The following is a 22,655-nucleotide window of genomic DNA, read 5'->3' as shown; positions in this document are numbered from 1 at the left end:
ACAAGAATCATGAGCACCATTCCTGACTGGATAACACAACTGGACACCCCTTATCTGCTCATTGATGAGGCTAAACTAAAAAGTAACATTAGCTATCTCAAGCAACGGGTTGAAGCACGCGGAAGCCATTTGCGGCCGCATTTAAAGACCTTACGCACTCTAGAGGCAGCAGAGTATTTACTCAGCAACAAGGACTCCCCCGCAACAGTATCCACATTGGCAGAGGCCGAGGCTTACGCTCGCGCCGGTTACACTAATTTACTTTACGCGGTAGGCATAGCACCGGCGAAACTCAAGCGAGTCGCGGCCCTTCGGCAACAAGGCATTAACCTACAGATTCTATTAGATAATATGGCGCAGGTTCAGGCCGTTACTCAGTTTGCCAACCAATTCGAGCAAGACTTTTCCGTTTTTATAGAAATTGATAGCGACGATCACCGCGGGGGCATTAAACCCCAAGACCCTCAAGTGGTCACTCTCGCAAAGGAGCTTGGCCCACATTTTACCGGCTTAATGACCCATGCCGGTGGCTCGTACGCCTGTAATACAGCAACAGCTTTACGCGCGTTTGCTGAACAGGAATGCAATGCGGTGCGCCAGGCGGAAAAGCAACTCAACGATGCAGGAATTAATAGCTGCGTCACCAGTGTTGGCTCCACGCCTACGGCACATTTTGGTGAAGAGTTTAGTGATATTAGCGAGGTCAGAGCAGGCGTGTACACCACCTTTGATCTGGTGATGAAAAACATTGGTGTCTGTGACTTCTCTGACATCGCTATGTCGGTTGTTACAACGATTATTGGACACAATAAAGAGAAAAACTGGCTGCTCACCGACAGCGGGTGGATGGCACTGTCCCGTGACCGCGGAACTGCAAGCCAGGATAACGATTACGCTTATGGTCAGGTCTGTAAAACTGACGGCACCTTTCTCGACGGTCTCTGTGTTAATAGCACCTCGCAAGAACATGGTGTCATTGAATTAGGGGATGGGTACCATCCCGAGGATTTTCCTGTCGGCCAACAACTGCGGATCCTACCCAACCATGCCTGCGCAACGGCAGCCATGCACCCGGTTTACCATGTACTAATGAGTGATAGGTCACATAACACCTGGCAGCGTATTATTGGCTGGTAGGCTCTCCCCTAAAGGTCTTTCTCCATTCATTCGGGGAGACATTGAACTGCGCTTTAAAATGATTGCGTAAAGACAGCGCTGAGTTGAAGCCTGACTGGTTCGCAATGAGTTCAATCGGCAAATCGGTTGACTCCAGAAGATCCTGGCTAAAACGTAAACGCTCGTTCACCAGCCAGTCTCCCACAGACATCCCTGTCGCTTTCATAAACTGCCGACTGAATGTCCTGCGCGTCATCATAACGCGTTCCGCCAACTCGTCCAGACTGTGGCTTTCTCCGAGTTTCAGTCTCAGGTAGTCCAGCAATTCGTTAATACGGCTATTGGGTGTCGACTTTGGCACTGGTCTTTCAATAAACTGCGCCTGACCACCATTTCGGTAGGGGGGTATCACCATACGTCGCGCCACTTTATTGGCGACTTCACTGCCGTAGTGCTGACGCACAAGATATAAACAGCAGTCAAGCCCGGCGCCGGTCCCGGCCGATGTGACAATCTTTCCATTGTCCACATACAGCGAGTTAGAGTCCAGCGATACATCTGGAAAGCGCTGCTGAAAATCCTGCTCAAATTCCCAGTGCGTTGAAGCTTTCTTGCCAGATAACAGCCCCGCGTAAGCCAGCACATAAGTGCCCAGACACAGACCAACAATCTGCGCGCCTCGTTCATAGGCCTTTTTCAGCTCATCCAGCAAAGGTTCCGGCGGACGTTCCGCTGGGTTACGCCAAAAAGGCACAATGACAATATCCGCGTTTCTCAACCCGGTAACATCGAACTCAGGCGTTATTTGAAGGCCAGCATTCGACTTGAGATCACCAACTTCACCGGCGCAGATCCTTAAGTCAAAAAGAGGCTGCTCCGGCATAATGTCTTTAAAGATAATGCAGGGGACAGAAAAGTGAAATGAGCTGAATTGATTAAACGCCACTAAAGCAACGACTGGCTGTTTCATAACTGTCCCTCTGAAAAACTTTTAGAAACTATAGCTCTCACCGTCGTCCGGTACCAACACCGAATTGATAATGCCTTTTTCCGTCAAAAAGCGACGAAGTTCTACACGAGATAACGCTGCATGATTTACAGACTCCATGTGACTCGCTATCAAGGTTGCTTCAGGCGCTACCTGATGAACCCGGTAAACGTCCTCTTTATCCATAATAATCGAACCTAACTGAGGAATTTGAGCATCCCCAGCATTGAGTATAACAATCTCTGGCGTATATTTTTTCAAGCTGTCTTCCACATAAGTATTCCAAATAGTATCACCAGCTAAATAAAGCGTCTTTTCGTCATCGTGCTTAAAGACAACACCGCATACCTCACCCAATACATCCTTAGCCAGCGACAGAGTCACATCACTGCCATGCTGACCTGGGGCTTTATGTAATGTCACGCCTTCAAACTCGGTGTCTTCAGTAAGTATTCGAAGGTTAGTAAATCCTTGCTTTTCAAGTACATTCGCGTCACCTTCGTGTTGCACGAAAATCAGCGTGTCCTTCGGAATTTTTTGTACCGCTACTTCATCCCAGTGATCCGGATGCGTATGAGTGACAATGACAGCGTCTACGTCCAAAATCTCACACAGAGTCAATGGAAGCTCCACCGTGGGGTTACGCAAATGGCTGTTCAGCGTCCCTTCAAACCCCGGATAACGGTCTTTTTCCGCCAACATCGGGTCAATTAAAAAGGTTTTCCCGGCAAAGTTCAGTTTTATTGTGGCATTGCGAATTTGTGTAAATTTCATAATAGTCTCCGTTGTTGCTAACAGAAACTATTGTTATCGATAAGAGCACCAAAGAAGAGTGGCCTGAGGGACATAAAAAGATAGTATTGGGACATCCTAAATTGTTCTTAGCATCGTTACCTGTAATACTCTCTATCAACAACAATTAAAGATAATGAAAAGGAGTTCTCCATGTTATTTCGAGCAATAGTCTTGGCTGGCACCCTATTAATGGCAGCTACATTAAACGCAGCAGAATTTCAGGAAAATGAACACTACGAAGTTCTGGATGGCCCGGTTACAACAACACCAGAGGTTGTTGAGTACTTTTCTCTTTATTGTATTGCTTGTTACCGTTTCGAGCCCATTGCCAAAGAACTTGCTTCAGCCTTCCCTCAAGCGTTTAAAAAATCACACACATCAGGACTGAGTCCAAAACCAGACATGGGCAGCCAAATGACACAAGCCTACTCCCTGGCGCTAATGCTGGACAAGGAAAAAGCCATTAGTGATGCTATTTTTGAGCAACAATTTGGACAACGTCAATCTGTTGATAGTCTGGATAAAATTAAGGCTATTTTTAGTCAGGCAGGAATTTCTGCCGAGCAGTTTGAAAGAGGTTTCAACAGCTTTTCAGTCAGAGCTCGCGCGAGGCAAATGGACAAAGATGCACGAGATAAAAATATAACCGGCACCCCGACACTGATTGTAAATGGAAAATACAAAATTCTCATTAACGGCTTTCGTAACAGCGATGATCTGAGCGGTGACCTAAAATCAGTCATCCAGCAACTCATGAGCCAGTCTTCATAAGTACAAAACTGCTAAGGGGAAAGTTATAGGCTTTCCCCTTCCCTGAGGAGAACTATCAGCGGACTATCTTTGTAGTCACTTCAATTAACCCCAAATCCAGATCGGCTATTTCGTCAAAAGCAGAACGGGAAAGGTCAATTATCCTGCCATCAACGAAAGGGCCCCGGTCATTAATTTTGACCACGACACTTTTATTGTTAGCAATATTAGTAACTCGAACTTTGGTTCCAAATGGCAGGGTTCGGTGAGCAGCTGTACTGGAAAAGTGATTATAACGCTCACCGCTTGCGGTTGTTCTAAATTGGTATTTCATCGCGTAGTACGACGCTTTTCCGGATTCCTGAGTACCCACAAGGTTGTCAGGACTCTCAGCAGGAATGGAGGCACACCCAGTAAGCACCAGCATAAGAATGCCGGTGCCAAGAGTTAATTTTTTAAGTGGATATAGTTTTTTTGTTTTCATCCCTCAATCTTACCGAGTTCAGAAAACACTTTCCGTTAAGGAAATACAAAGTTCTGTAAAGAGTTATACGCTGACCTTAAAGGCTTCACGCACGGTTGGATATTGAAACTCAAAGCCATGACTGCGTAGTTTGTCAGGCACGACCGCCTGGCCTTCAAGCAACATAGAGGACATTTCACCCAAACCTAATTTAAGTACAAAACCCGGTACTTTCATAAAATGCGGCTTATTAAGCACGGACGCCAGGGTCCGGCTAAATGCTTTATTCGCCACCGGACCCGGTGCCGTCATGTTAACCGGACCGGAAAGGTTATCGTGCTCCAGCAAATACTGAATGGCGCGGATCATATCTTCTAGCTGGATCCACGACATCATCTGCTCACCGTCGCCTAACGGCCCACCCAGGCCAAATTTGTAAGGGGGTAGCATTTTGTCCAGTGCCCCCTCTCCTTTTGCCAAAACGACCCCTGTGCGCAGTAAAACCACACGAGTAGAACTTTCCGCAGCCAAAGCGCGGCGTTCCCATTCCTGACATAACGTCACTGCAAAGTCGGTATTTTTCGCAACATCACTTTCATTCACTGGCTCAGCATCTCGCGGCCCATAGTAACCAACCGCAGAGCCACTCAGAAACGCTTTAGGTGGCTTTTCAGACTGATTGATCATCGCTGCCAGTTTTTCAGTAACCTGCCAACGGCTGTCCTTTAAGGTTTTTTTTCGCGAATCGCTCCAACGTTTATCCGCAATACCTTCGCCTTGCAGGTTAATCACGGCATCGAACTGACTAATATCGGTGATTTCATCCACTGAAGACAACAACGTAACTTGATCACCTAGCTTGTCACCTGCACGCTTTTTATCACGTGTGGTGACCGTGAACTGATGCGTATCCCGATACTTGCGAATAAACGCAGACCCAATTAGCCCGGTACCACCTGTCATTAAAATGTTCATCGGTCACCTCCTAATCATTATATCAAGCCAGTTTACGTATTAACTGGGCCGTATTCCTCTGAATGAGCCGGTAACAGGATAAGCGGCCTAAAACAGCCACGACTAACGCCCCGAATACAGGCCCCAATAACCAGAGTTTCCAATGAATCACCGGTGTCATATTGAATACCTGGTTTTGCAATATAAAGAGCGATATTTCCATAGCTAAGGTCGCTATCAATCCACTTATTGCGCCAAGCACCAGAAACTCATAGGTAATACTTCGACTCAGTAATTTACCCGGTGCCCCCAGTGTTCGCAGTATCACTAACTCCTTCTGCCGCTCTTCCATACTCGCCTGCACCTGCGCTACCAGCACCAACGTTCCGGCAATAATCACCAACACCAGAACAAACACAATGGCCAAACTCACCTGCCCTATCACTTCCCGAATCTGCTTGATCATGGCATCCAGATCAATCAATGACGTTTGCGGGAATGGCTTAAACAAGTCGTACAGTTCACTCTTACGCTCTTCGTCCAACCGGAAACTGGTGATATAGGTCGCCGGAAAATCTTCTAGCGTAGAGGTGTTAAAAATCATATAAAAGTTCGGCTGTAAGGTATTCCAATCCGCTTTACGCAGACTGGTTACCGGTACCGTGAACTCTTCTCCACCTAAATTAAAGCGTAGTTCATCACCAACCTTTATATCCAGCCGTTCTGATACATTTAACTCAACAGAAACCTGCGGCTTCTCGTTTTCTCCCCACCATTCGCCAGCAGTCAGTTTATTATTGGGGGGCAAGGTCTCGCGCCAGGTTAATGATAACTCCCGGCCTATTCCTTCCCGGCCTTCGGTTTCGTCATCATCACGGTCTTCCTTGGTCACTTCGTCCTGTAGTTTCTCGCCATTAATGTGGGTTAAACGCCCCGGCACAATGGGGTACAAATCCGTCGACGGGATGTTTTCGCGCTTAAACATCGCCTGCATATCATCCACTTTGTCCTGGGCGATATTAATGGCAAAGTAGTTAGGCGCGTCCGCCGGTAACTGGTTTCTCCAGTCTTCCAGCAAGTCGTTACGCAAAACAACAACCAACAACAGCAGCATAATTGCCGTTGAGAAGCTCAACATCTGAACACTATTTGCAGCCGCTCTTCGTTGCAAACCAGCCATGGCCAAACGCCAACTACTGCCTGCTTGCATACCCGCTCTGCGACTGGCAGAGATAAACAAACGTCCCAGTCCCAGGAGCAGTACTGCCGCGACCGCTCCACCAGCGAACAGCGCGGTTGAAAGCCACCATTGCTGGCTGTAAATGACCAGCAACGCGTATATCGTACCGCCGCTCAGCACCCATTGCAGCCAGCGTACCGCGTTACCCGCCGTTAACTGACGATGAAGAACCCTTAACGGTGGAATAGCAACCAGCCGGAATAAGGGGTATAAAGTAAACATGACAGCACTTATAACGCCGGTAGCTCCTGCTAACACATAAGGCTGCCAACCAGCTTGTGGTAAGGTTGTACCGAGCTTCTGTGCCACCCATTCAATCACCAGATACTGAATACCCCAGCCAAGCGCCATACCAATAGCCACGCTCGCTGCCGTTAATAACAATAAGTGCAGCATGAAAATACGGCGAATTTGCTGGCGGCTTGCGCCTAAGGTTTTAAATATAGCAACCACATCATAATTTCGCTGGCAATACCGCTGCGCGGCCACCGCAACTGCAGTTGCGGCCAGAACTACGCCGAGCAAGCTGGCCAACATCATAAAGCGTTCAGCGCGATTTAAAGAACGAGACAATGGGCTGTCACCATCCTCTATGCTACGCCAGCTGTGCGTATCGTCATTTAAACGCGGTAGTAGCCATTCTTCATAGGCATCTATCGCATTATTACCACCTGCCATCAAGACGTTAAAGCGCACTCGACTACCCGGCTGAACTAAGCCTGTTTCGTCCAATTGAGAATGTGGGATAATCACGTTTGGACTATCGGTAAATACTGAGAAACCGACATCCGGTTCGTACGTTACGACCTTAGTAACTTTGAAGCTGCTGTTGCCCAGCTCAATGGTGTCACCTATTTCGAGCTGTAGCGCCTGGAAGAGTTGTGAGGCAACCCAGGCTTCTCCTTTTGCCGGCAATTTGTCGGTCACGTAGCCTTTAGTAAAGGGTTGATCCGCAATCTTCAGTTCGCCCCGTAACGGGTAGCCTGAGCTCACGGCTTTGATATCAACCAGGGTCATGTTCCCATCGGAAAAAGCCATGGAGTTAAACATGACTTTCCAGGCAGTATCCAACTGCATTTGCCTGGCTTGCTCAAGCCAGTCCTGTGGGATATCCCGTCTGGAACTGAGTACTCTGTCAGCAGCCAAAAATTCACTACTGCGTTCAGTGAGTCCGGCTTGCAGTCGATCACTAAAAATAGACAACGACAACACAGCGGTGACCGACAATATAATGGCCAGTGCCATAATGGTCAGTTCGCCGCGTCTTAGCTCCTGCTTTAACAGGCGAAATGAAATCTTATGCCACATCCTGAGCTGCCTCCGATAACTGCCCGGCTTCCATTTGCAATACTCGCTGACAACGCTTCGATAGCTGCTGATCATGGGTGACCACAATCAACGTCGTGCCATAATCCTTATTTAAGTCGAACAACAGCTCTTCAACTTTTGCGCCGGTTTTCGAATCCAGGTTACCCGTAGGTTCATCGGCAAAAAGAATTTTTGGTTGCCCAACAAATGCTCTTGCAATAGCTACCCGCTGCTGCTCACCTCCGGACAATTGATTCGGGTAATGATGCCAACGATCTTTAAGCCCTACCTTAGCCAGCAGCTCTCTTGCCTCTTTCTCTGCACCTTTGTGCCCGGCCAGCTCAGCCGGAAGCATAACGTTTTCTAACGCACTTAAGCTTGGTACCAGCAGGAACGACTGAAAAATGAAGCCAATTTTGTCAGCGCGAACTTTTGCCCGCTGCTCTTCATCCAATTCGCTTAATTTTTCGTTATCTATAAGAACCTCTCCGGAGGATGCGAGGTCTAACCCCGCCAGCAGCGACAATAATGTCGACTTGCCGGAACCCGACGCGCCGACAATGGCCACGGTGTCACCGGCATTGATACTGACGTTAATTGGCTGCAGAATCTGTAATGGACCCTCAGAGGTGTCTACGGTTTTTTCCAGTTGTTGAGCTTGAATGAGCATAAAATGAAAAACTTCCTTTTGAAAACGTGTTTATTTTTATCACTGTTGTTGGTTATACGCAGCGTTTCCGCAAATGTCTCACTTGTTGTTTTAGGTGACAGTTTAAGCGCCGGTTACGGGCTCGCTCAGGAGCAGAGTTGGGTATCCGAGTTAGACCGTCGCTGGGAGAGCTCTCATCCCAATATTAACATCATTAACGCCAGTATCAGTGGCGAGACTACTCGTGGTGGTTTGCGTCGCTTAGAAAGCGTTTTAGAGCGCCATAAGCCCGATGCTTTATTTATTGAGCTGGGCGGTAACGACGGACTTCGCGGATTTGACTTAAACACAGTTCGCTCAAATTTGAAACAGATCATCGACCAGGCGCAACAGCGCGGCGTTAAAGTGGCCCTAAGTCAGGTGATGGTGCCGCCAAACTATGGCCAGCGTTTTGCCGATCAGTTCCGTCAAGTATTTGAAGAAGTGGCAAAGGAAGAGAATGTGACGCTGATACCTTTCTTTATGGAGAAAATAGCCATCAATGCAGATTACGTACAGGACGATGGTATTCACCCCACCGCTGAAGCACAGCCTAAAATAGCCGATTTCCTGGAGCCCTATTTGCTGGAGTTGGCAAAAGAAGCAGACACAAAAAAACCGCCTGCTGGCGGTTGATTTAAGTGGCGTCCCCTAGGGGATTTGAACCCCTGTTACCGCCGTGAAAGGGCGGTGTCCTGAGCCACTAGACGAAGGGGACCCAAAGACTTAATTCATTATGTGCGTGAAAGTAATGGCGTCCCCTAGGGGATTTGAACCCCTGTTACCGCCGTGAAAGGGCGGTGTCCTGGACCACTAGACGAAGGGGACGCAACCAAATATTTACTACCAGTAGTGCTTTACCAAAACAACTTGGTGGAGCTAAGCGGGATCGAACCGCTGACCTCTTGCATGCCATGCAAGCGCTCTCCCAGCTGAGCTATAGCCCCGCACTTAACAGTCTCAGACTGCCCTGACAGCGGGGCGCATTCTATTGTGACCTGAGCTAATGTGTCAACTATTTTTTCTAAAAATACTGTTGTTTGAGCATTTTTATTGCAGTTTGCTCAGTAATTCATCAAATCTTAGCTGCCGATGCCTTTCGGTAGTTTTTGATGATAAACATGATAAACCTGCTCTAAACCTTCCCGGCTGGAAACCGAAACATTCATATCATTCACTAGGCCGTTATCCAGTCGATAAACCCAGCCATGGATTGTCAATTGCTGTCCTTTATCCCAGGTTTCCTGTACTACGTTCGTTTTTGCCAGGTTTTTAACCTGTTCAATCACGTTTAATTCGCATAACCGGTCAACCTGCTCTGCTTCATTCAATTGTTCGAGCTCTTCGGCGTGCTCGCGATACACATCACGAATGGGGTACAGCCAATGATCAACTAATCCATGAGGCTTGGTCTCAATAGCAGCTTTAACGCCCCCACAACCATAGTGGCCTACCACAAGGATATGACGCACTTTGAGTGCTTCAATCGCAAACTGGATAACAGACAAACAATTAAAGTCGGTTTGAATCACCTGATTGGCCACATTCCTATGGACAAACAATTCCCCAGGTGCCATGCCAACAATTTCATTCGCCGGAACACGACTATCAGAACAACCAATCCACAAATATTCAGGCGACTGTTGCCCCACTAAACGTTTGAAAAAGTCAGGATCTTTCTTTACCTGCTCCTCCGCCCATTCTTTGTTATTTTCAATCAAGTGCTTTATATCTGGCATTATTCACTCCGTAGGTGCAAGTAGAGTTCCTGCCGTTATACGTCACGAACTCTCTTTATTAGTCGGCATCTCACCGAATTACCCATTTTCTCGCTGCGAGATAAACTCTAACGCAAGGTCAATGCGTGCCAAAACGGTCTTTTGAGGTATTAACTCCAGCGTCACATCTAACGACGGCGAGTTACCTCCACCGGTTGCTGCAACACGCAGTGGCATACCTACTTTGCCCATACCCACATCCAAATCGGCCGCTGTTTGATTAATTGCCGCCTGAATAGTAGCAGCATTCCACTCAGTTATTGCTCCGAGCAGTTCTTTTGCTTTTAAAAGTGGCTCTTTAGCCACAGGTCGCAAATGTTTTTTCGCCGCTTTTTCATCAAATTCATCAACCGACTCGAAGAAGTAACGACTAATGGCTGCCATTTCTTTTAAGGTTTTAACCCTATCCGCCTGCAAAGAAACGATTTTTTCCAATGCCGGTCCGTTGCGGGTATCGACGCCAATCTGATTGAACTGCCACTGTAGTTGCGGTGCAACTTTCCCCGCAGGCAAGGTTTTCATGTAATGCTGATTTAACCAGTTAAGCTTTTCAGTATTAAACGCTGACGCCGCTTTGTTAACATCATCCAGCTTAAAATATTCAACCAGCTCATCGCGACTGAATATTTCCTGATCACCGTGTGACCAGCCCAAACGAGCTAAGTAGTTCACGACCGCTTCCGGCACATAACCGTCATCGCGGTATTGCATCACGCTGACCGCACCATGACGTTTCGACAGCTTCTTCCCGTCGTCACCCAAAATCATCGATACATGTGCGTATTGCGGAACAGGCGCACCCAAAGCCTTTAAGATATTAACTTGACGCGGTGTGTTGTTGATATGGTCTTCACCGCGCACCACATGCGTAATGTCCATGTCCCAGTCATCAACAACCACGCAGAAATTATAGGTGGGTGTGCCGTCAGTGCGGGCAATAATAAGATCGTCCAGCTCAGTGTTAGCAAATTCAATATGACCCCGGATATGGTCATCAAAAGCCACACTGCCCTCTTGCGGGTTACGGAAACGAATCACGTATTTATCGCCGCTCACGTTCGGGTTATCACGACAATACCCGTCGTAGCGCGGTTTTTCACCCGCCGCCATCTGTTCTTCGCGCATTTTTTCTAAGCGCTCGGTTGAGCAGTAACACTTATAGGCTTTATCTTCTTCCAGTAACTTATCGATCAACTCCTGGTAACGCTCAAAACGCTGAGTCTGGTAGTAAGGTCCACGATCCCAGTTCAGCCCAAGCCACTCCATGCCCTCTAATATGGCATCAATTGCAGGCTGAGTTGAGCGTTCACGGTCGGTATCTTCTATACGTAATACAAACTCACCACCCTGTGCTCTTGCGACTAACCATGAATACAATGCCGTACGGGCACCACCAACATGCAAATACCCAGTCGGGCTGGGGGCAAAACGCGTTACCACACTCATCTTTGTTCCTTTCTTTAAAACCAGTCAATTTTATAGACGCAAGTTTATCAAGACTGAGCGCCTGACGCATCTGCTATTCGAAATGATTAAAATGTCAGCAAACGAACACAAGTTGGCAATTTTTATTTGACAGTTTCTATCTGCGCCCTATAATGCCACCTCGCAACGACGCAGAAGTGTCACAGTGAGAATGGTTGCTTAGCTCAGTTGGGAGAGCATCGCCCTTACAAGGCGAGGGTCACTGGTTCAAGCCCAGTAGCAACCACCACTTCTCTTCTTCCCCTTAGTTGCAGACCTTCAGGATGGTTGCTTAGCTCAGTTGGGAGAGCATCGCCCTTACAAGGCGAGGGTCACTGGTTCGAGCCCAGTAGCAACCACCACTTTTTTTTAAACTTCCTTGAATGACCTATTACCCTTTACCAGATAACAAATTTTCTGATAAGTAATCCAGTAACACCCGAATTTTTGGGATAACCTGACGGTTTTCCGGATACAACGCCCAAATGCCATCGTCTGGCTGCCGAACATCGGCTAATACCTCTTCTAAATGACCCTCTTCCAGTGAATTAATCACGTAATAATCCGGCAACATGGCAAGCCCAAGTCCTTTAGTTGCCGCATCCCGAAGCGCCAAACCATTATTGCAATGCAAATACGACTCCGGCCTTACCGTTTCCAGCTTTCCTTCAACCTGAAAACGCCATTGCTTTACGGTGCCGGTAAAACAACGATGCTCATCCAGGCCGTTAATATCCTGCGGCCGACCGAACTGCTGAAAATAAGCGGGAGAACCCACCACGAAATGTCGGCGCGAGCCTAACTTTCGAGCCCTTAACCTCGGATTCCCGAGCTGGCCCAAACGTATGGCAACATCATAGCTGCCTTCAATTAAATCGACCTGCTCGTTCGTTAGTTGAAAGTCTAACCGGCAATCGTCGTAAATCTTCAAGAAATCATTTAACAGAGGCGCAATAAATCGCTCACCATAGTAGACAGGGGCCGTAATACGAATTAAACCTTGTGGTTGCTCGGAACGTTGTTGAATAGCCTGATCAGCATCTCTGAGGCTGGCAACCAAATGCTGGCAATGAGGTAAATACAACTCTCCTTCTTCAGTCAAGCTGACACTTCGCGTTGAGCGATACAACAACTGCATCTGTAATCGATGCTCAAGCGCCGCAATATTACGGCTCACTTGTGCCACCGAGAGTCCCAGTTGCCGGGCCGCGGCAGTAAAACTGTGCTGCTCAGCCACTGCAGCAAATTCGCTAATTCCCTGCCAAGGTTTCATACGGCACCCATTATTTCATTTATGAAAAAGTTATTTGTATAAAGAGTAGATTACCTGCTTATGAGAAAAAGTTAAACTTACGCTACGCTTTTACGTAATCAGATTACAACTTAAACAGTACAAGGAATCATCATGGAAACGATTAAGTCACGCGCAATGGTTGCCTGGGGTCCGGGCGAACCGCTAAAAGAAGAAACAATCGATGTGGCACCACCGAAAAAAGGCGAAGTGCGAGTTCGCATTGTAGCGACTGGCGTTTGTCATACCGATGCTTACACCCTGTCCGGTAAAGATCCGGAAGGTATTTTCCCTTCTGTATTGGGCCACGAAGGTGGCGGTATCGTTGAATCGATCGGTGAAGGCGTCACCTCAGTTGAAGTGGGTGATCATGTTATTCCTTTATACACTGCCGAATGTGGTGAATGTAAATTCTGCACCTCAGGTAAAACCAACTTGTGCCAGGCCGTTCGAGCCACTCAGGGCAAAGGTTTGATGCCTGACGGTACCAGCCGCTTCTCAAAGGACGGTGAAACCATTTATCACTACATGGGTACATCGACGTTCTCCGAATACACCGTCTTACCTGAAATTTCACTGGCGAAAATTCCAAAAGAAGCACCACTTGAAAAAGTCTGCTTGCTGGGTTGTGGTGTCACTACCGGCATGGGTGCCGTTAAGAACACAGCCAAGGTTCAGGAAGGCGATACAGTGGCTGTATTTGGCCTGGGCGGTATTGGTCTGGCGGTTATTATTGGCGCAGTACAGGCGAAAGCTTCCCGCATCATCGCTATCGACGTAAATGACGATAAGCAAACGATCGCAAAAGAGCTTGGCGCAACCGACTTTGTTAACCCAAAAGACTACGACAAACCGATTCAGGAAGTCGTTGTTGATATGACCGATGGTGGCGTGGACTTTTCGTTCGAGTGCATTGGTAACGTTGATGTTATGCGCGCCGCTTTGGAGTGCTGCCATAAAGGCTGGGGCGAATCCGTTATTATTGGTGTCGCCGGGGCCGGTGAAGAAATATCCACTCGCCCTTTCCAGCTGGTCACAGGCCGTGTATGGCGTGGCAGTGCCTTTGGTGGCGTTAAAGGTCGTACCGAATTACCCGACTATGTAAAACAATACATGAACGGTAAATTTGACTTGGATACCTTTATTACCCATACCATGCCATTAGAAGATATTAATGAAGCGTTCGATTTAATGCACGAAGGGAAATCGATCCGCTCAGTGATTCATTATTAATGGAGTCTGTAATGAAAAAAGTTAGCGAAACCCGCTGTTTTGGCGGACGTCAGTTGCGCTTTGAACATGACTCTGAAGCTCTGAACTGCGCTATGCAGTTCAGTGTCTTCCTGCCTCTGCGAGCTGAAAAAGCAAAGGTTCCGGCGGTTTACTTTTTATCCGGCCTGACCTGCACTGACGAAAACTTTTCAACAAAGGCGGGCGCACAGCGCGTCGCAACAGAGCTCGGTATCGCACTGATTATTCCTGATACCAGCCCACGCGGTGACAATGTTGCCGACGACGCTGACGGCGCTTACGATTTAGGCTTGGGTGCCAGCTTTTATGTTAATGCGACTCAAGAGCCCTGGAAAGCACACTACCAAATGTACGACTACATCGTGAAAGAACTGCCGGAGTTGGTTGAAGCCGAATTACCAGTTACCGATAAACGCGCTATAGCCGGACATTCAATGGGTGGGCACGGCGCCTTGGTTATTGGCCTGCGTAATAGCGACCGCTATACCAGTATCTCGGCCTTTTCACCAGTGACTAACCCAACCCAATGCCCTTGGGGAGAAAAAGCGTTTAGCGCTTATTTAGGCGAGGATCGCGAACAATGGAAGCAGTACGATGCTGTTGAAATCATTAAATCGAAAGGCCAGACACTGCCTGTACGTGTAGATCAAGGATTAGCTGATGGCTTCTTAGAAGAACAGCTCAAACCGGATAACCTCAAAGAAGCGATTGCTGAAGTCAACGGCGGCGGTACAGTGCATCTGCATGATGGCTACGACCACAGCTACTACTTTATTTCTTCCTTTATCGAAGCTCAGCTTCGCTTCCATGCGAAGCATTTGTTAGCGTAATTAGACGTTGAATTTGATAACCGCCTGACGCAGTTGCTCGGTTTGTTGACGAACCTGAGTCACTGCGTCAGCGTTTGACTGAGCGTCATTCGCTGCTTCCACGCCAGCGTCACGCACTCGAGTGATATTTCTTGCTGTTTCATCGACAACCGCTGATTGCTCTTCCACAGCCGTTGCAATCGATGCCGAACGATCATTAATTTTCACTAACTCGCTATGTATCCGGGTAAACAACTCATCCGATTCCGCAGAGTGTTGTGCGCCCTCTTCACCCAACTCATTACATTCTTTCAGGGTATTCACTATCACCTGGGTTTGTTGATTCAACTGGCTCGTAATTGATTCGATTTCGCCAATCGATTGCTGCGTGCGTGACGCCAGCGTGCGTACCTCATCAGCAACTACCGCAAAACCGCGCCCTTGTTCACCCGCCCGAGCGGCCTCAATTGCCGCATTAAGCGCCAGTAAATTAGTTTGTTCCGCAATACCGTTAATAACAGTGACAATTTGCTTTATCGACGCGCTACGTTCAGCTAGGGTATTGGCCTCGGTTACACTGCTATTCAGGCGCTCTGCCAGATAACGCACTTTTTCTACACCAGCCTGCACAGACGCACTACCATGTTTAGCCTGCTCAGATAAACTGTTTACCTGCTCTGCCGTATCCTCCGCATCATTCGCGATTGTATGAGCGGTACTTCCCATTTCATTAATTGCAGCAGCTACCTGATCGACTTCATGTGACTGCATATCAAGGTTTTTCGAGGTATGAGTTACCGTATTTGACACCTGCAGCGTTAAACCATTCACCGTTTCAACCGACTCATTAATTTGTTTAATCACGTTACGGAAATAACTCAATAACTCATTAAAGCTATCAACCAAATCACCCAGCTCATCGCTACGGAACTTCTTAGAGACCAAAGTTAAGTCGTTGCTACGTTGAACCGTTTGCATGTCACTTCTCAACTGGTTCAATGGCTGATTGATTGAGCGAATAACCCAAAACAGCATAGCAATAACAACCAGTGCAATAGCGACAAAGGCGACGACAGGGATCCATTTCATGGCGCTCTGGCGTGACTGAAGCGAGTCCCTCAGTTCCTCATCAAGCTTTGCCAATGACATTTCCATATTACCGGCAACCTCTCTTACCTGTCCCTTTATACCCGACGCTTCATCCAGACCTATCTCTTTCGATAAACTGACGTAACGCCCAAAGTCTCTGCGATAAGCTTCTACCTTTGAAATAAGGCCTGGCTGAGTCGACAAGGCAGCCTTTAATTCATCTAATAGTCCATTCGCGCGCTTGACGTATTTATCATCAAAACGCAGCATAAAGTCTTTCTCACTCCGCCGTAACTGCAGCAAAGTGACTAATAGTTCCGTACGCCCCGCGGTATCGATAGCCTCTTCTAAAGCGTGCGTTGCAGAACGCAAATCTCCATAAGCCCCACTGTTTTCATCCAGCCCTCGCTGCTTAAAAGCCGTGGCTAAACGATCAAAGCTCGCTTCATAGCGTGCAACCTGCTGTTCAAGCTCATTAATAAGACGGGTGGCGTTTGTATCATCAACAAGCGATTTTAATTCGCTCAACCTTTCAATCGTTACGTCCGCTTGCTTTTTCAGTTTTACTGCATAGCTTTCATCCATTCGTAATAAGAAATCTTTTTCATCACGACGCAACTGCAATAAGCTGTTATGTATCGACTCTCTCAATTCACTGGCTCGGTACAGTTCCCCGACTTGTGCCTGAAAAAACATCATTAACATGAGCAGAATAATAAAGGCTGCAGTTGTTATTGCGCCAACGGAAAGTAGTTTATTACGAATGGACATAGAGGAAGCCTGTTATTAGAACTGGCGGAATAATAGACAGTGAACGATCATTCTGCAATGATCTATTTTGTTAAATATATGAAACTTTTATTACAGTGATTGCAGGCTATCACACGTCGCCGTAAAAACCTGGTAGGTATCACTTACGAGGTAAATATCCCTATTTTAAAACAGGTTAGAATAGTGACCTAGCTCAAAACAGGACGCAGTAATGAAAGTTAATTCAGCGGTAGAAGCTCTATCAATTATCAATGATGGTGATGTAATTTGGTGCCAGTCAATGGCCGCTACTCCTTATAAGTTGTTAGAGGGTTTAAAGGAAGTTGCTAAGCAACGAAACGATTTAACGCTTTTGCAATTACATACCGAATACAGTGAACCTTTGTCCGATCCTGCGTTAAAAGGTCATCTACGTCAGCGAGCTTTCTTTGTCGGAGCCTCTACCCGACAAGCCGTTAATGAAGGGCTCGCAGATTACGTTCCGATATTCCTGTCTGAAATCCCAAAGCTTTTTCGCTCTGGCGAGCAACCTTTAGATGCTGCGATCATTCAAGTATCACCACCGGATAAGCATGGTAACTGCAGCTTAGGCATTTCAGTCGAAGCAACACGGGCGGCACTGCAGGTTGCAAAGAAAGTTATTGCCTGGATAAACCCGAACATGCCAAGGACGCATGGTGACGCACATGTCTCAATCAAACGTTTCGATCGTTATTTTGAAGAAGCGGCTCCTATTCCGTTACACAAACAGCCTAAGCAAAACCCAGTTACAGAAAAGATTGGAGAGCAAGTCGCCAGCTTGATTAACGATGGTGACTGTTTGCAAATGGGGATTGGCGCAATACCCGACGCAACGCTAGCTTGTCTTAACCACCACAAGGACTTAGGCATTCATACCGAGATGTTTTCGGACGGTGTATTACCGCTAGTTGAGCGAGGAGTCATTAACAACAGCCGCAAACGCAAGCACCGAGGTCGTATTGTCACAACCTTTGCCATGGGCTCGCAGGCCCTATATGACTTTGTCGATGACAACCCTGAAGTCTTTTTCCTGGATGTTGAATACACCAACGACACCTCAGTTATTCGACAAAATAAGCAAGTGATGTCTATAAACAGCGCGCTGCAAGTGGATTTAAGCGGTCAGGTTTGTGCTGACTCAATTGGCACAAAAATTTATTCAGGTGTTGGCGGGCAAATGGATTTTGTTCGTGGAGCCAGCCTATCGGAAGGCGGTCGTTCGGTCATTGCTTTACCATCAACCGCCTGTGGCGGAACGGTATCTCGCATCAGTTCGCTGTTAGCACCGGGCGCAGGGGTTGTTACCACTCGAGCTCACGTGCACTACATTGTGACGGAGCATGGCATTGCTAACTTGCGCGCCAAAAGCATGACAGAACGCGCCCAGTCCTTAATTCAGATTGCAGACCCCAGATTTCAGGAGACGCTGGCCAAAGCCGCCTATGAAGACTGGGGGCTGAATATCGGCTGACGCGTCGTTATCATTTCTGACGTAAGCATCAGCCTATTTTTTCTTCGTGGGCAGCGGCACCAGCGCCTGGGTTTTAGGCAGTGGTTGCTGTTGCTTACCAAGTGCGATGTAAACAAAACAACATAGACCAATACCAATTACCAACGCACCAACCCACTGAATTTTTATAAACTGAACGCTAAACAGCACCGTCAGTGACATCATTAAAAAGGCATGTAAGGCCATGTATTTTTGCCTGCCGAAACGCGCTACGGTCAAATTTAGGTTGTCTGAATAAAGCCGAATTAAAGAGTCCAGTGAGTTAATAACAAAGACAATACCTACGAATACCATCGCTAAGTTAATAAACCCAGAGGTGTCCAGGCCTTTTAAGTGGAATAAGTATAAAACACTAAACCACAGACCTATAGACAGTGATGGCCAAATCAGCATCGCTAAAAACAGCCATATTGCACGCATATTACCAACAAAACGTGCGGTAAACTGACCAATCATGATGCTCCAGGCAAACCACCAAAATAAGTAAAACGCATGGTAGTCATTTATTGGCAGCACAAAGCGGTGCAGGTGTTCAAAATAGTCAGTCAGTAATGGCAGGGTGCTAAAGTAATCTGGCGCAGAAACGCTGCTAGACATTAACGCAATACTACCAAGCCCAATAATTAGCGCAAAAAACAAACCGCCAGAAGATAAGCTTAGAATTTTTACGAATTTAAGATCCGTGCTCGAATACACTGAAAATAAAATCGTGGCACCCACAATAAGCGCATAATACCAGGGGAAACCTTCGCTAACGGCAATGCTGGGCAAATACCAGCTCAAATTGGCAAACAGCAAATGCGCGGTAAAGGCACAGGTGCCTATAATGACTATGTTGTTAACCCACTTAACCCAAGTAATTTCAAAGAATTTCACCTTGGGCTCAATAGCGCAAAAGTAAAAGCAAGTGACAAAGTAAATTGCCCAGACTAAAAAGCCCCAGAAACCAAACTCTATAGCTAACGGGTTAGCAAACGCATACTCGCTGTTTTCTTTAATATTCGCGTACACCGGGAACTCGGTCAGAGGGAACATGATGAGCCCTACGTCCAGTCCCGAGGTAAACAGAATAGCAATGAAGGTCAAAGTCGATACCGGATAGCGACCGTTAAGTTTCAGCCGCCCCCAGCGCACCACAATAAACACTACCATGGCCATAAAGAACAGCATGCCAATGCTGACCAGCGTTAACATGATGTGCTCCGCTTCGCCTGACCAGTTCGCTGGCGTTCTTGCCATTGCTCATCTTGATAGACGTGAACATCAGCTGACAGCATGTTCTGCTGCTTAATAATATCCGCCGCTCGCTCTGCCACCATAATAGTAGGCGCGTTCAAGTTACCGTTAGGAATAGTTGGAAACACTGACGAATCAATCACCCGGAGCCCTTGTAAACCACGTACACGCATCTCGCTATTAATCACCGCCATGTCATCGTCTGCTGCACCCATACGACAAGTACCACAAGGGTGATACGCGCTTTCGACCGCATCACGGACAAACTCATCTATCTGTTCATCGTTGACAATATCTTTGCCGGGTTGAATTTCCGCGCCCCGGTATTCATCCATTGCCGGCTGAGCAATAATTTCACGTGACAGCCGAACACAGGCACGGAATGCCTCTACGTCATCCTGATGCTGTAAGTAATTGAATTGAATTTTAGGCGGCGTGAAAGGATCCGAGCTTTTTACCTTAACCCAACCGCGACTTTTCGGTTTGTTATGGCCAATGTGCAATTGAAAGCCATGCCCATCAAACGCTGACTTACCATCATAACGAATAGCCGCCGGTAGAAAGTGATACTGTAAATCGGGCCATTCCACACCTTCTTTGGAGCGAATAAAACCACAGGACTCAAAATGGTTGGTTGCCCCCAGACCGGTTTTAAACAAAATCCATCGCACACCGATAGCCAGCTTACTTAATGGTCCAAGCTTACTGTTTAAAGTCAGCGGCTTTTTACACTGATACTGAAAGTAGAACTCCAGGTGATCCTGTAGGTTCTCTCCTACACCAGGTAACTCATGTTGCGTTTCAATACCCGCTGCCGATAGCGTATCGGGATTACCAATACCGGACAACTGCAGAATATGCGGGGAGCCAATCGACCCTGCGCTTAGAATGACTTCTCTGTTGACAAAAAAACGTGCGGTATTGCTCTTTTCGTATAGCTCAACACCAATCGCCCTTTTTTCTTCCAGCAAGACTTTACTCACCTGAATTCCGGTTTTTATCGTCAGGTTACGTCTTTTCATAGCCGGCTTTAAATAGGCATTAGCGGCAGACCAACGCACACCGTTTTTTACTGTCATGTGCATGGCGCCAAAGCCTTCCTGCTGAAAACCATTATAGTCACTGGTTTGCATGTAACCGGCATCAACACCCGCCTTTATGAAAGCGGTGTATAGCGGGTTTTGCATGTTGTTGCCATTATTAACAGCTAAAGGACCACCTTTTGAACGGTAATCATCAGCGCCAAAGGCCCAATCTTCTGCTTTTTTAAAGTATGGCAGACAATGTTGGTAGTCCCAGCCTTTAGCCCCGAGCTCCTGCCACTCATCAAAGTCGCGTGCATGGCCACGAACATACACCATACCGTTAATCGATGAAGACCCGCCCAGTACTTTCCCGCGCGGGCAATGCATCTCCCGGTTGTTCAAATAAGGCTCTGGTTCAGAATGGAATTGCCAGGCGTATTTTTTGGTGTTCATCGGAATGGACAGTGCGGTCGGCATTTGAATAAAAATGCTTTTGTCTGAGCCGCCAGTTTCTAACAACAGCACCGAGACATCCGGATCTTCGGTTAGCCGGTTGGCCAGCACACAGCCAGCCGATCCGGCTCCCACAATGATGTAATCGAATTTCTCATTGACTGTCATTAGAACGGACCTTCAAGCTTGTCCATTCCCACATAAATTGACTTGGTCTGAGTATAAGACTTAAGCGCCTCCACTCCGTTTTCTCGACCAATCCCCGACTGCTTATAGCCACCGACCGGCATTTCTACGGGAGAGTTAGCATACGCATTTATCCAGCAAATACCCGCTTCCAGTTGCGCTATAACACGGTGGGCTCTGCGCAAATTCTGACAGAAGATACCAGCTGCGAGACCATAATCGGTATTATTCGCTCGCTGAATCACTTCGTCTTCGCTTTCAAAGGTCAGAACAGACATCACCGGGCCGAAAATTTCCTCCCGCGCGATGCGCATATCGTCGGTACAATCGGTAAAAATGGTCGGACCGATAAAGTAGCCCTCTTCACAGCCTGTCGGAGCATGCCGTTCACCACCAAAAGCCAGTGTTGCGCCCTGCTCTTTACCTGATTCTATATACGACATGACTTTGTGTAGGTGGTCTTCCGAAATGAGCGCGCCCAGATTAGTTTCAAGGTTCATCGGGTCGCCCACCACAATATTATTTTTTGTGCGCTCTAATAGACGCTCCATAAAGGTGTCGTAAATGTCTTTATGCACAAACACCCTGGTGCCATTAGTACACACTTCACCCTGGGTATAGAAGTTGCCCATCATGGCGCCTGTTACGGCTTCATCAATATCTGCATCATCAAATACAATTAACGGCGATTTACCGCCTAATTCCATAGTGACATTCTTCAACGTACCCGCTGCAGCTGCCATCACTTTTTTACCGGTACCCACTTCACCTGTCAGTGAGACCTTGGCAATAGCTGGGTGCTGTACTAAATAGTTACCCACAACTCCATCGCCATGCACTACGTTAAAAACACCTTCGGGTACACCGGCTTCGACGAATATTTCCGCCAGCATTGCTGCGCCTCGAGGGGTTTCTTCTGACGGTTTGAAAATCATACTGTTACCGGCAGCAAGCGCAGCTGCAGCCTTCCAGCAAGCTATTTGCAATGGGTAATTCCAGGCACCAATACCGAAGCAGATCCCCAGAGGTTCGTGCCGTGTATAAAAGAAGTCGTTGCCGACACTCTGTTGTTCGCCCATCATCGACGGACACAAATTACCAAAGTACTCTATCGCATCAGATCCTGTCTGCACGTCAACTTCAATCGCTTCTTGCCATGGTTTACCCGTATCCAGCACTTCGAGCTTCGCCAACTCATCGTTGCGCTCTCTTAAAATAGCAGCGGCCCGCTGCATTATACGAGCTCGCTCAATAGCCGGAGTCTGCGACCAGACCTCAAAGCCTTTTTGAGCACTCTCAATGGCCTTTTCCAACAGTGATTCGCTGGCTGACTCAACGGCGTAAATGGCTTTCCCCGTTGCCGGGTTAATCACATCAAAGTGCTCATTGCCGCCGTCATCAACGTAGCGACCATGAATAAAGTTTTTAAGTAATGTAGAGGACAACGATAACTCCCTTATAAGTTGGCA

The 22,655-nt window shown here is 47.4% G+C and carries 19 protein-coding genes and 5 tRNA genes; 8 read left to right on the top strand and 16 right to left on the bottom strand.

The window, feature by feature from the left end; all coding sequences use genetic code 11:
* The first annotated feature begins 9 nt into the window (after positions 1-9).
* The gene (locus RBK99_RS11720; RefSeq protein ID WP_317504787.1) at positions 10-1,137 is read left to right on the top strand and encodes a DSD1 family PLP-dependent enzyme; all 1,128 of its coding nucleotides are present in this window, start codon (positions 10-12) and stop codon (positions 1,135-1,137) included.
* Here the strand turns inward: RBK99_RS11720 and RBK99_RS11715 are convergent.
* Together RBK99_RS11715 and RBK99_RS11710 are read right to left on the bottom strand one after the other, a co-directional pair.
* Positions 1,124-2,086: a GlxA family transcriptional regulator gene (locus RBK99_RS11715; protein ID WP_317504786.1), complete on the bottom strand. Its 963-nt coding sequence runs from the start codon at positions 2,084-2,086 to the stop codon at positions 1,124-1,126. The two genes, RBK99_RS11720 and RBK99_RS11715, sit on opposite strands and share 14 nt — an antisense overlap.
* Before the next feature lie 21 nt (positions 2,087-2,107).
* Positions 2,108-2,878, bottom strand: coding sequence for an MBL fold metallo-hydrolase (locus RBK99_RS11710; protein ID WP_317504785.1), 771 nt, complete (start codon positions 2,876-2,878; stop codon positions 2,108-2,110).
* 171 nt (positions 2,879-3,049) lie between these two features.
* On the opposite strand from RBK99_RS11710, the gene RBK99_RS11705 reads away from it, so the two are divergent.
* Complete coding sequence (locus RBK99_RS11705) at positions 3,050-3,670, top strand: thiol:disulfide interchange protein DsbA/DsbL (RefSeq protein ID WP_317504784.1); 621 nt, start codon at positions 3,050-3,052, stop codon at positions 3,668-3,670.
* Positions 3,671-3,725: 55 nt separating this feature from the next.
* Here the strand turns inward: RBK99_RS11705 and RBK99_RS11700 are convergent, their stop codons facing one another.
* The 4 genes from RBK99_RS11700 to RBK99_RS11685 form a co-directional block, all read right to left on the bottom strand.
* Positions 3,726-4,133 (bottom strand): septal ring lytic transglycosylase RlpA family protein, encoded by a 408-nt coding sequence (locus RBK99_RS11700; protein WP_317504783.1) that lies wholly within the window; start codon positions 4,131-4,133, stop codon positions 3,726-3,728.
* A gap of 63 nt (positions 4,134-4,196) precedes the next feature.
* Positions 4,197-5,087, bottom strand: coding sequence for a TIGR01777 family oxidoreductase (locus tag RBK99_RS11695; protein ID WP_317504782.1), 891 nt, complete (start codon positions 5,085-5,087; stop codon positions 4,197-4,199).
* Between the two features lie 22 nt (positions 5,088-5,109).
* The gene (locus tag RBK99_RS11690) at positions 5,110-7,614 is read right to left on the bottom strand and encodes an ABC transporter permease (protein WP_317504781.1); all 2,505 of its coding nucleotides are present in this window, start codon (positions 7,612-7,614) and stop codon (positions 5,110-5,112) included.
* On the bottom strand, positions 7,604-8,284 hold the full coding sequence (locus tag RBK99_RS11685) for an ABC transporter ATP-binding protein (protein ID WP_317504780.1): 681 nt from the start codon (positions 8,282-8,284) through the stop codon (positions 7,604-7,606). The genes RBK99_RS11690 and RBK99_RS11685 overlap by 11 nt, the downstream gene beginning before the upstream one ends.
* A 3-nt stretch (positions 8,285-8,287) precedes the next feature.
* Between RBK99_RS11685 and RBK99_RS11680 the strand changes: the two genes are divergently transcribed.
* Complete coding sequence (locus tag RBK99_RS11680; RefSeq protein WP_317504779.1) at positions 8,288-8,938, top strand: arylesterase; 651 nt, start codon at positions 8,288-8,290, stop codon at positions 8,936-8,938.
* A 6-nt stretch (positions 8,939-8,944) separates the two neighbouring features.
* Here RBK99_RS11680 and RBK99_RS11675 read toward each other — a convergent pair.
* The 5 genes from RBK99_RS11675 to gltX all read right to left on the bottom strand — a co-directional run bounded on the left by RBK99_RS11675 (position 8,945) and on the right by gltX (position 11,526).
* Positions 8,945-9,020, bottom strand: a tRNA-Glu gene (locus tag RBK99_RS11675).
* 34 nt (positions 9,021-9,054) lie between these two features.
* Positions 9,055-9,130 (bottom strand) — tRNA-Glu (locus RBK99_RS11670).
* 43 nt (positions 9,131-9,173) lie between these two features.
* Positions 9,174-9,249, bottom strand: a tRNA-Ala gene (locus RBK99_RS11665).
* Positions 9,250-9,384: 135 nt separating this feature from the next.
* Positions 9,385-10,041, bottom strand: coding sequence for a carbonate dehydratase (can, locus tag RBK99_RS11660; RefSeq protein WP_317504778.1), 657 nt, complete (start codon positions 10,039-10,041; stop codon positions 9,385-9,387).
* A gap of 78 nt (positions 10,042-10,119) precedes the next feature.
* Positions 10,120-11,526: a glutamate--tRNA ligase gene (gene gltX / locus RBK99_RS11655; protein WP_317504777.1), complete on the bottom strand. Its 1,407-nt coding sequence runs from the start codon at positions 11,524-11,526 to the stop codon at positions 10,120-10,122.
* Positions 11,527-11,718: 192 nt separating this feature from the next.
* Here gltX and RBK99_RS11650 point away from each other — a divergent pair.
* Together RBK99_RS11650 and RBK99_RS11645 are read left to right on the top strand one after the other, a co-directional pair.
* A tRNA-Val gene (locus RBK99_RS11650) sits at positions 11,719-11,794 on the top strand.
* Between the two features lie 36 nt (positions 11,795-11,830).
* Positions 11,831-11,906, top strand: a tRNA-Val gene (locus tag RBK99_RS11645).
* Positions 11,907-11,935: 29 nt separating this feature from the next.
* Here RBK99_RS11645 and RBK99_RS11640 read toward each other — a convergent pair.
* Entirely contained in the window at positions 11,936-12,817 is an 882-nt protein-coding gene (locus RBK99_RS11640; protein WP_317504776.1) for a LysR family transcriptional regulator, read from the bottom strand.
* Between the two features lie 132 nt (positions 12,818-12,949).
* Here RBK99_RS11640 and RBK99_RS11635 point away from each other — a divergent pair, with 132 nt between their 5' ends.
* A complete protein-coding gene (locus tag RBK99_RS11635) occupies positions 12,950-14,068 on the top strand; it encodes an S-(hydroxymethyl)glutathione dehydrogenase/class III alcohol dehydrogenase (protein WP_317504775.1) in 1,119 nt (372 codons plus the stop codon).
* Between the two features lie 11 nt (positions 14,069-14,079).
* Positions 14,080-14,916 carry an S-formylglutathione hydrolase gene (gene fghA, locus RBK99_RS11630; protein WP_317504774.1) on the top strand — a complete coding sequence of 279 codons (837 nt, stop codon included), beginning with the start codon at positions 14,080-14,082 and terminating at the stop codon, positions 14,914-14,916.
* Here fghA and RBK99_RS11625 read toward each other — a convergent pair whose 3' ends face one another.
* The gene (locus tag RBK99_RS11625) at positions 14,917-16,755 is read right to left on the bottom strand and encodes a methyl-accepting chemotaxis protein (protein WP_317504773.1); all 1,839 of its coding nucleotides are present in this window, start codon (positions 16,753-16,755) and stop codon (positions 14,917-14,919) included.
* Positions 16,756-16,966: 211 nt separating this feature from the next.
* Here RBK99_RS11625 and RBK99_RS11620 point away from each other — a divergent pair, with 211 nt between their 5' ends.
* Positions 16,967-18,247 carry an acetyl-CoA hydrolase/transferase family protein gene (locus tag RBK99_RS11620; RefSeq protein ID WP_317504772.1) on the top strand — a complete coding sequence of 427 codons (1,281 nt, stop codon included), beginning with the start codon at positions 16,967-16,969 and terminating at the stop codon, positions 18,245-18,247.
* 33 nt (positions 18,248-18,280) lie between these two features.
* On the opposite strand, the gene RBK99_RS11615 is transcribed toward RBK99_RS11620, so the two are convergent.
* Genes RBK99_RS11615 through betB form a run of 3 tightly spaced genes read right to left on the bottom strand, consistent with a single transcriptional unit; the run spans position 18,281 to position 22,631 of the window.
* On the bottom strand, positions 18,281-19,525 hold the full coding sequence (locus RBK99_RS11615; RefSeq protein ID WP_317504771.1) for a BCCT family transporter: 1,245 nt from the start codon (positions 19,523-19,525) through the stop codon (positions 18,281-18,283).
* Entirely contained in the window at positions 19,474-21,168 is a 1,695-nt protein-coding gene (gene betA, locus RBK99_RS11610) for a choline dehydrogenase (RefSeq protein ID WP_317504770.1), read from the bottom strand. The genes RBK99_RS11615 and betA overlap by 52 nt, the downstream gene beginning before the upstream one ends.
* Positions 21,168-22,631, bottom strand: a complete 1,464-nt coding sequence (gene betB / locus RBK99_RS11605; RefSeq protein ID WP_317504769.1) for a betaine-aldehyde dehydrogenase — start codon at positions 22,629-22,631, stop codon at positions 21,168-21,170. The genes betA and betB overlap by 1 nt, the downstream gene beginning before the upstream one ends.
* Positions 22,632-22,655 lie beyond the last annotated feature (24 nt).

This window comes from Idiomarina solivarensis (assembly GCF_033052755.1).
Taxonomy (GTDB): Bacteria; Pseudomonadota; Gammaproteobacteria; order Enterobacterales; family Alteromonadaceae; genus Idiomarina.
This window is presented reverse-complemented; position numbering and strand designations above follow the sequence as displayed.

Coding starts and splice junctions, on each gene's coding strand:
- RBK99_RS11720 (WP_317504787.1), top strand. CDS start 10: ATGAGCACCATTCCTGACTGGATAACACAACTGGACACCCCTTATCTG.
- RBK99_RS11715 (WP_317504786.1), bottom strand. CDS start 2,086: ATGAAACAGCCAGTCGTTGCTTTAGTGGCGTTTAATCAATTCAGCTCA.
- RBK99_RS11710 (WP_317504785.1), bottom strand. CDS start 2,878: ATGAAATTTACACAAATTCGCAATGCCACAATAAAACTGAACTTTGCC.
- RBK99_RS11705 (WP_317504784.1), top strand. CDS start 3,050: ATGTTATTTCGAGCAATAGTCTTGGCTGGCACCCTATTAATGGCAGCT.
- RBK99_RS11700 (WP_317504783.1), bottom strand. CDS start 4,133: ATGAAAACAAAAAAACTATATCCACTTAAAAAATTAACTCTTGGCACC.
- RBK99_RS11695 (WP_317504782.1), bottom strand. CDS start 5,087: ATGAACATTTTAATGACAGGTGGTACCGGGCTAATTGGGTCTGCGTTT.
- RBK99_RS11690 (WP_317504781.1), bottom strand. CDS start 7,614: ATGTGGCATAAGATTTCATTTCGCCTGTTAAAGCAGGAGCTAAGACGC.
- RBK99_RS11685 (WP_317504780.1), bottom strand. CDS start 8,284: ATGCTCATTCAAGCTCAACAACTGGAAAAAACCGTAGACACCTCTGAG.
- RBK99_RS11680 (WP_317504779.1), top strand. CDS start 8,288: ATGAAAAACTTCCTTTTGAAAACGTGTTTATTTTTATCACTGTTGTTG.
- can (WP_317504778.1), bottom strand. CDS start 10,041: ATGCCAGATATAAAGCACTTGATTGAAAATAACAAAGAATGGGCGGAG.
- gltX (WP_317504777.1), bottom strand. CDS start 11,526: ATGAGTGTGGTAACGCGTTTTGCCCCCAGCCCGACTGGGTATTTGCAT.
- RBK99_RS11640 (WP_317504776.1), bottom strand. CDS start 12,817: ATGAAACCTTGGCAGGGAATTAGCGAATTTGCTGCAGTGGCTGAGCAG.
- RBK99_RS11635 (WP_317504775.1), top strand. CDS start 12,950: ATGGAAACGATTAAGTCACGCGCAATGGTTGCCTGGGGTCCGGGCGAA.
- fghA (WP_317504774.1), top strand. CDS start 14,080: ATGAAAAAAGTTAGCGAAACCCGCTGTTTTGGCGGACGTCAGTTGCGC.
- RBK99_RS11625 (WP_317504773.1), bottom strand. CDS start 16,755: ATGTCCATTCGTAATAAACTACTTTCCGTTGGCGCAATAACAACTGCA.
- RBK99_RS11620 (WP_317504772.1), top strand. CDS start 16,967: ATGAAAGTTAATTCAGCGGTAGAAGCTCTATCAATTATCAATGATGGT.
- RBK99_RS11615 (WP_317504771.1), bottom strand. CDS start 19,525: ATGGCAAGAACGCCAGCGAACTGGTCAGGCGAAGCGGAGCACATCATG.
- betA (WP_317504770.1), bottom strand. CDS start 21,168: ATGACAGTCAATGAGAAATTCGATTACATCATTGTGGGAGCCGGATCG.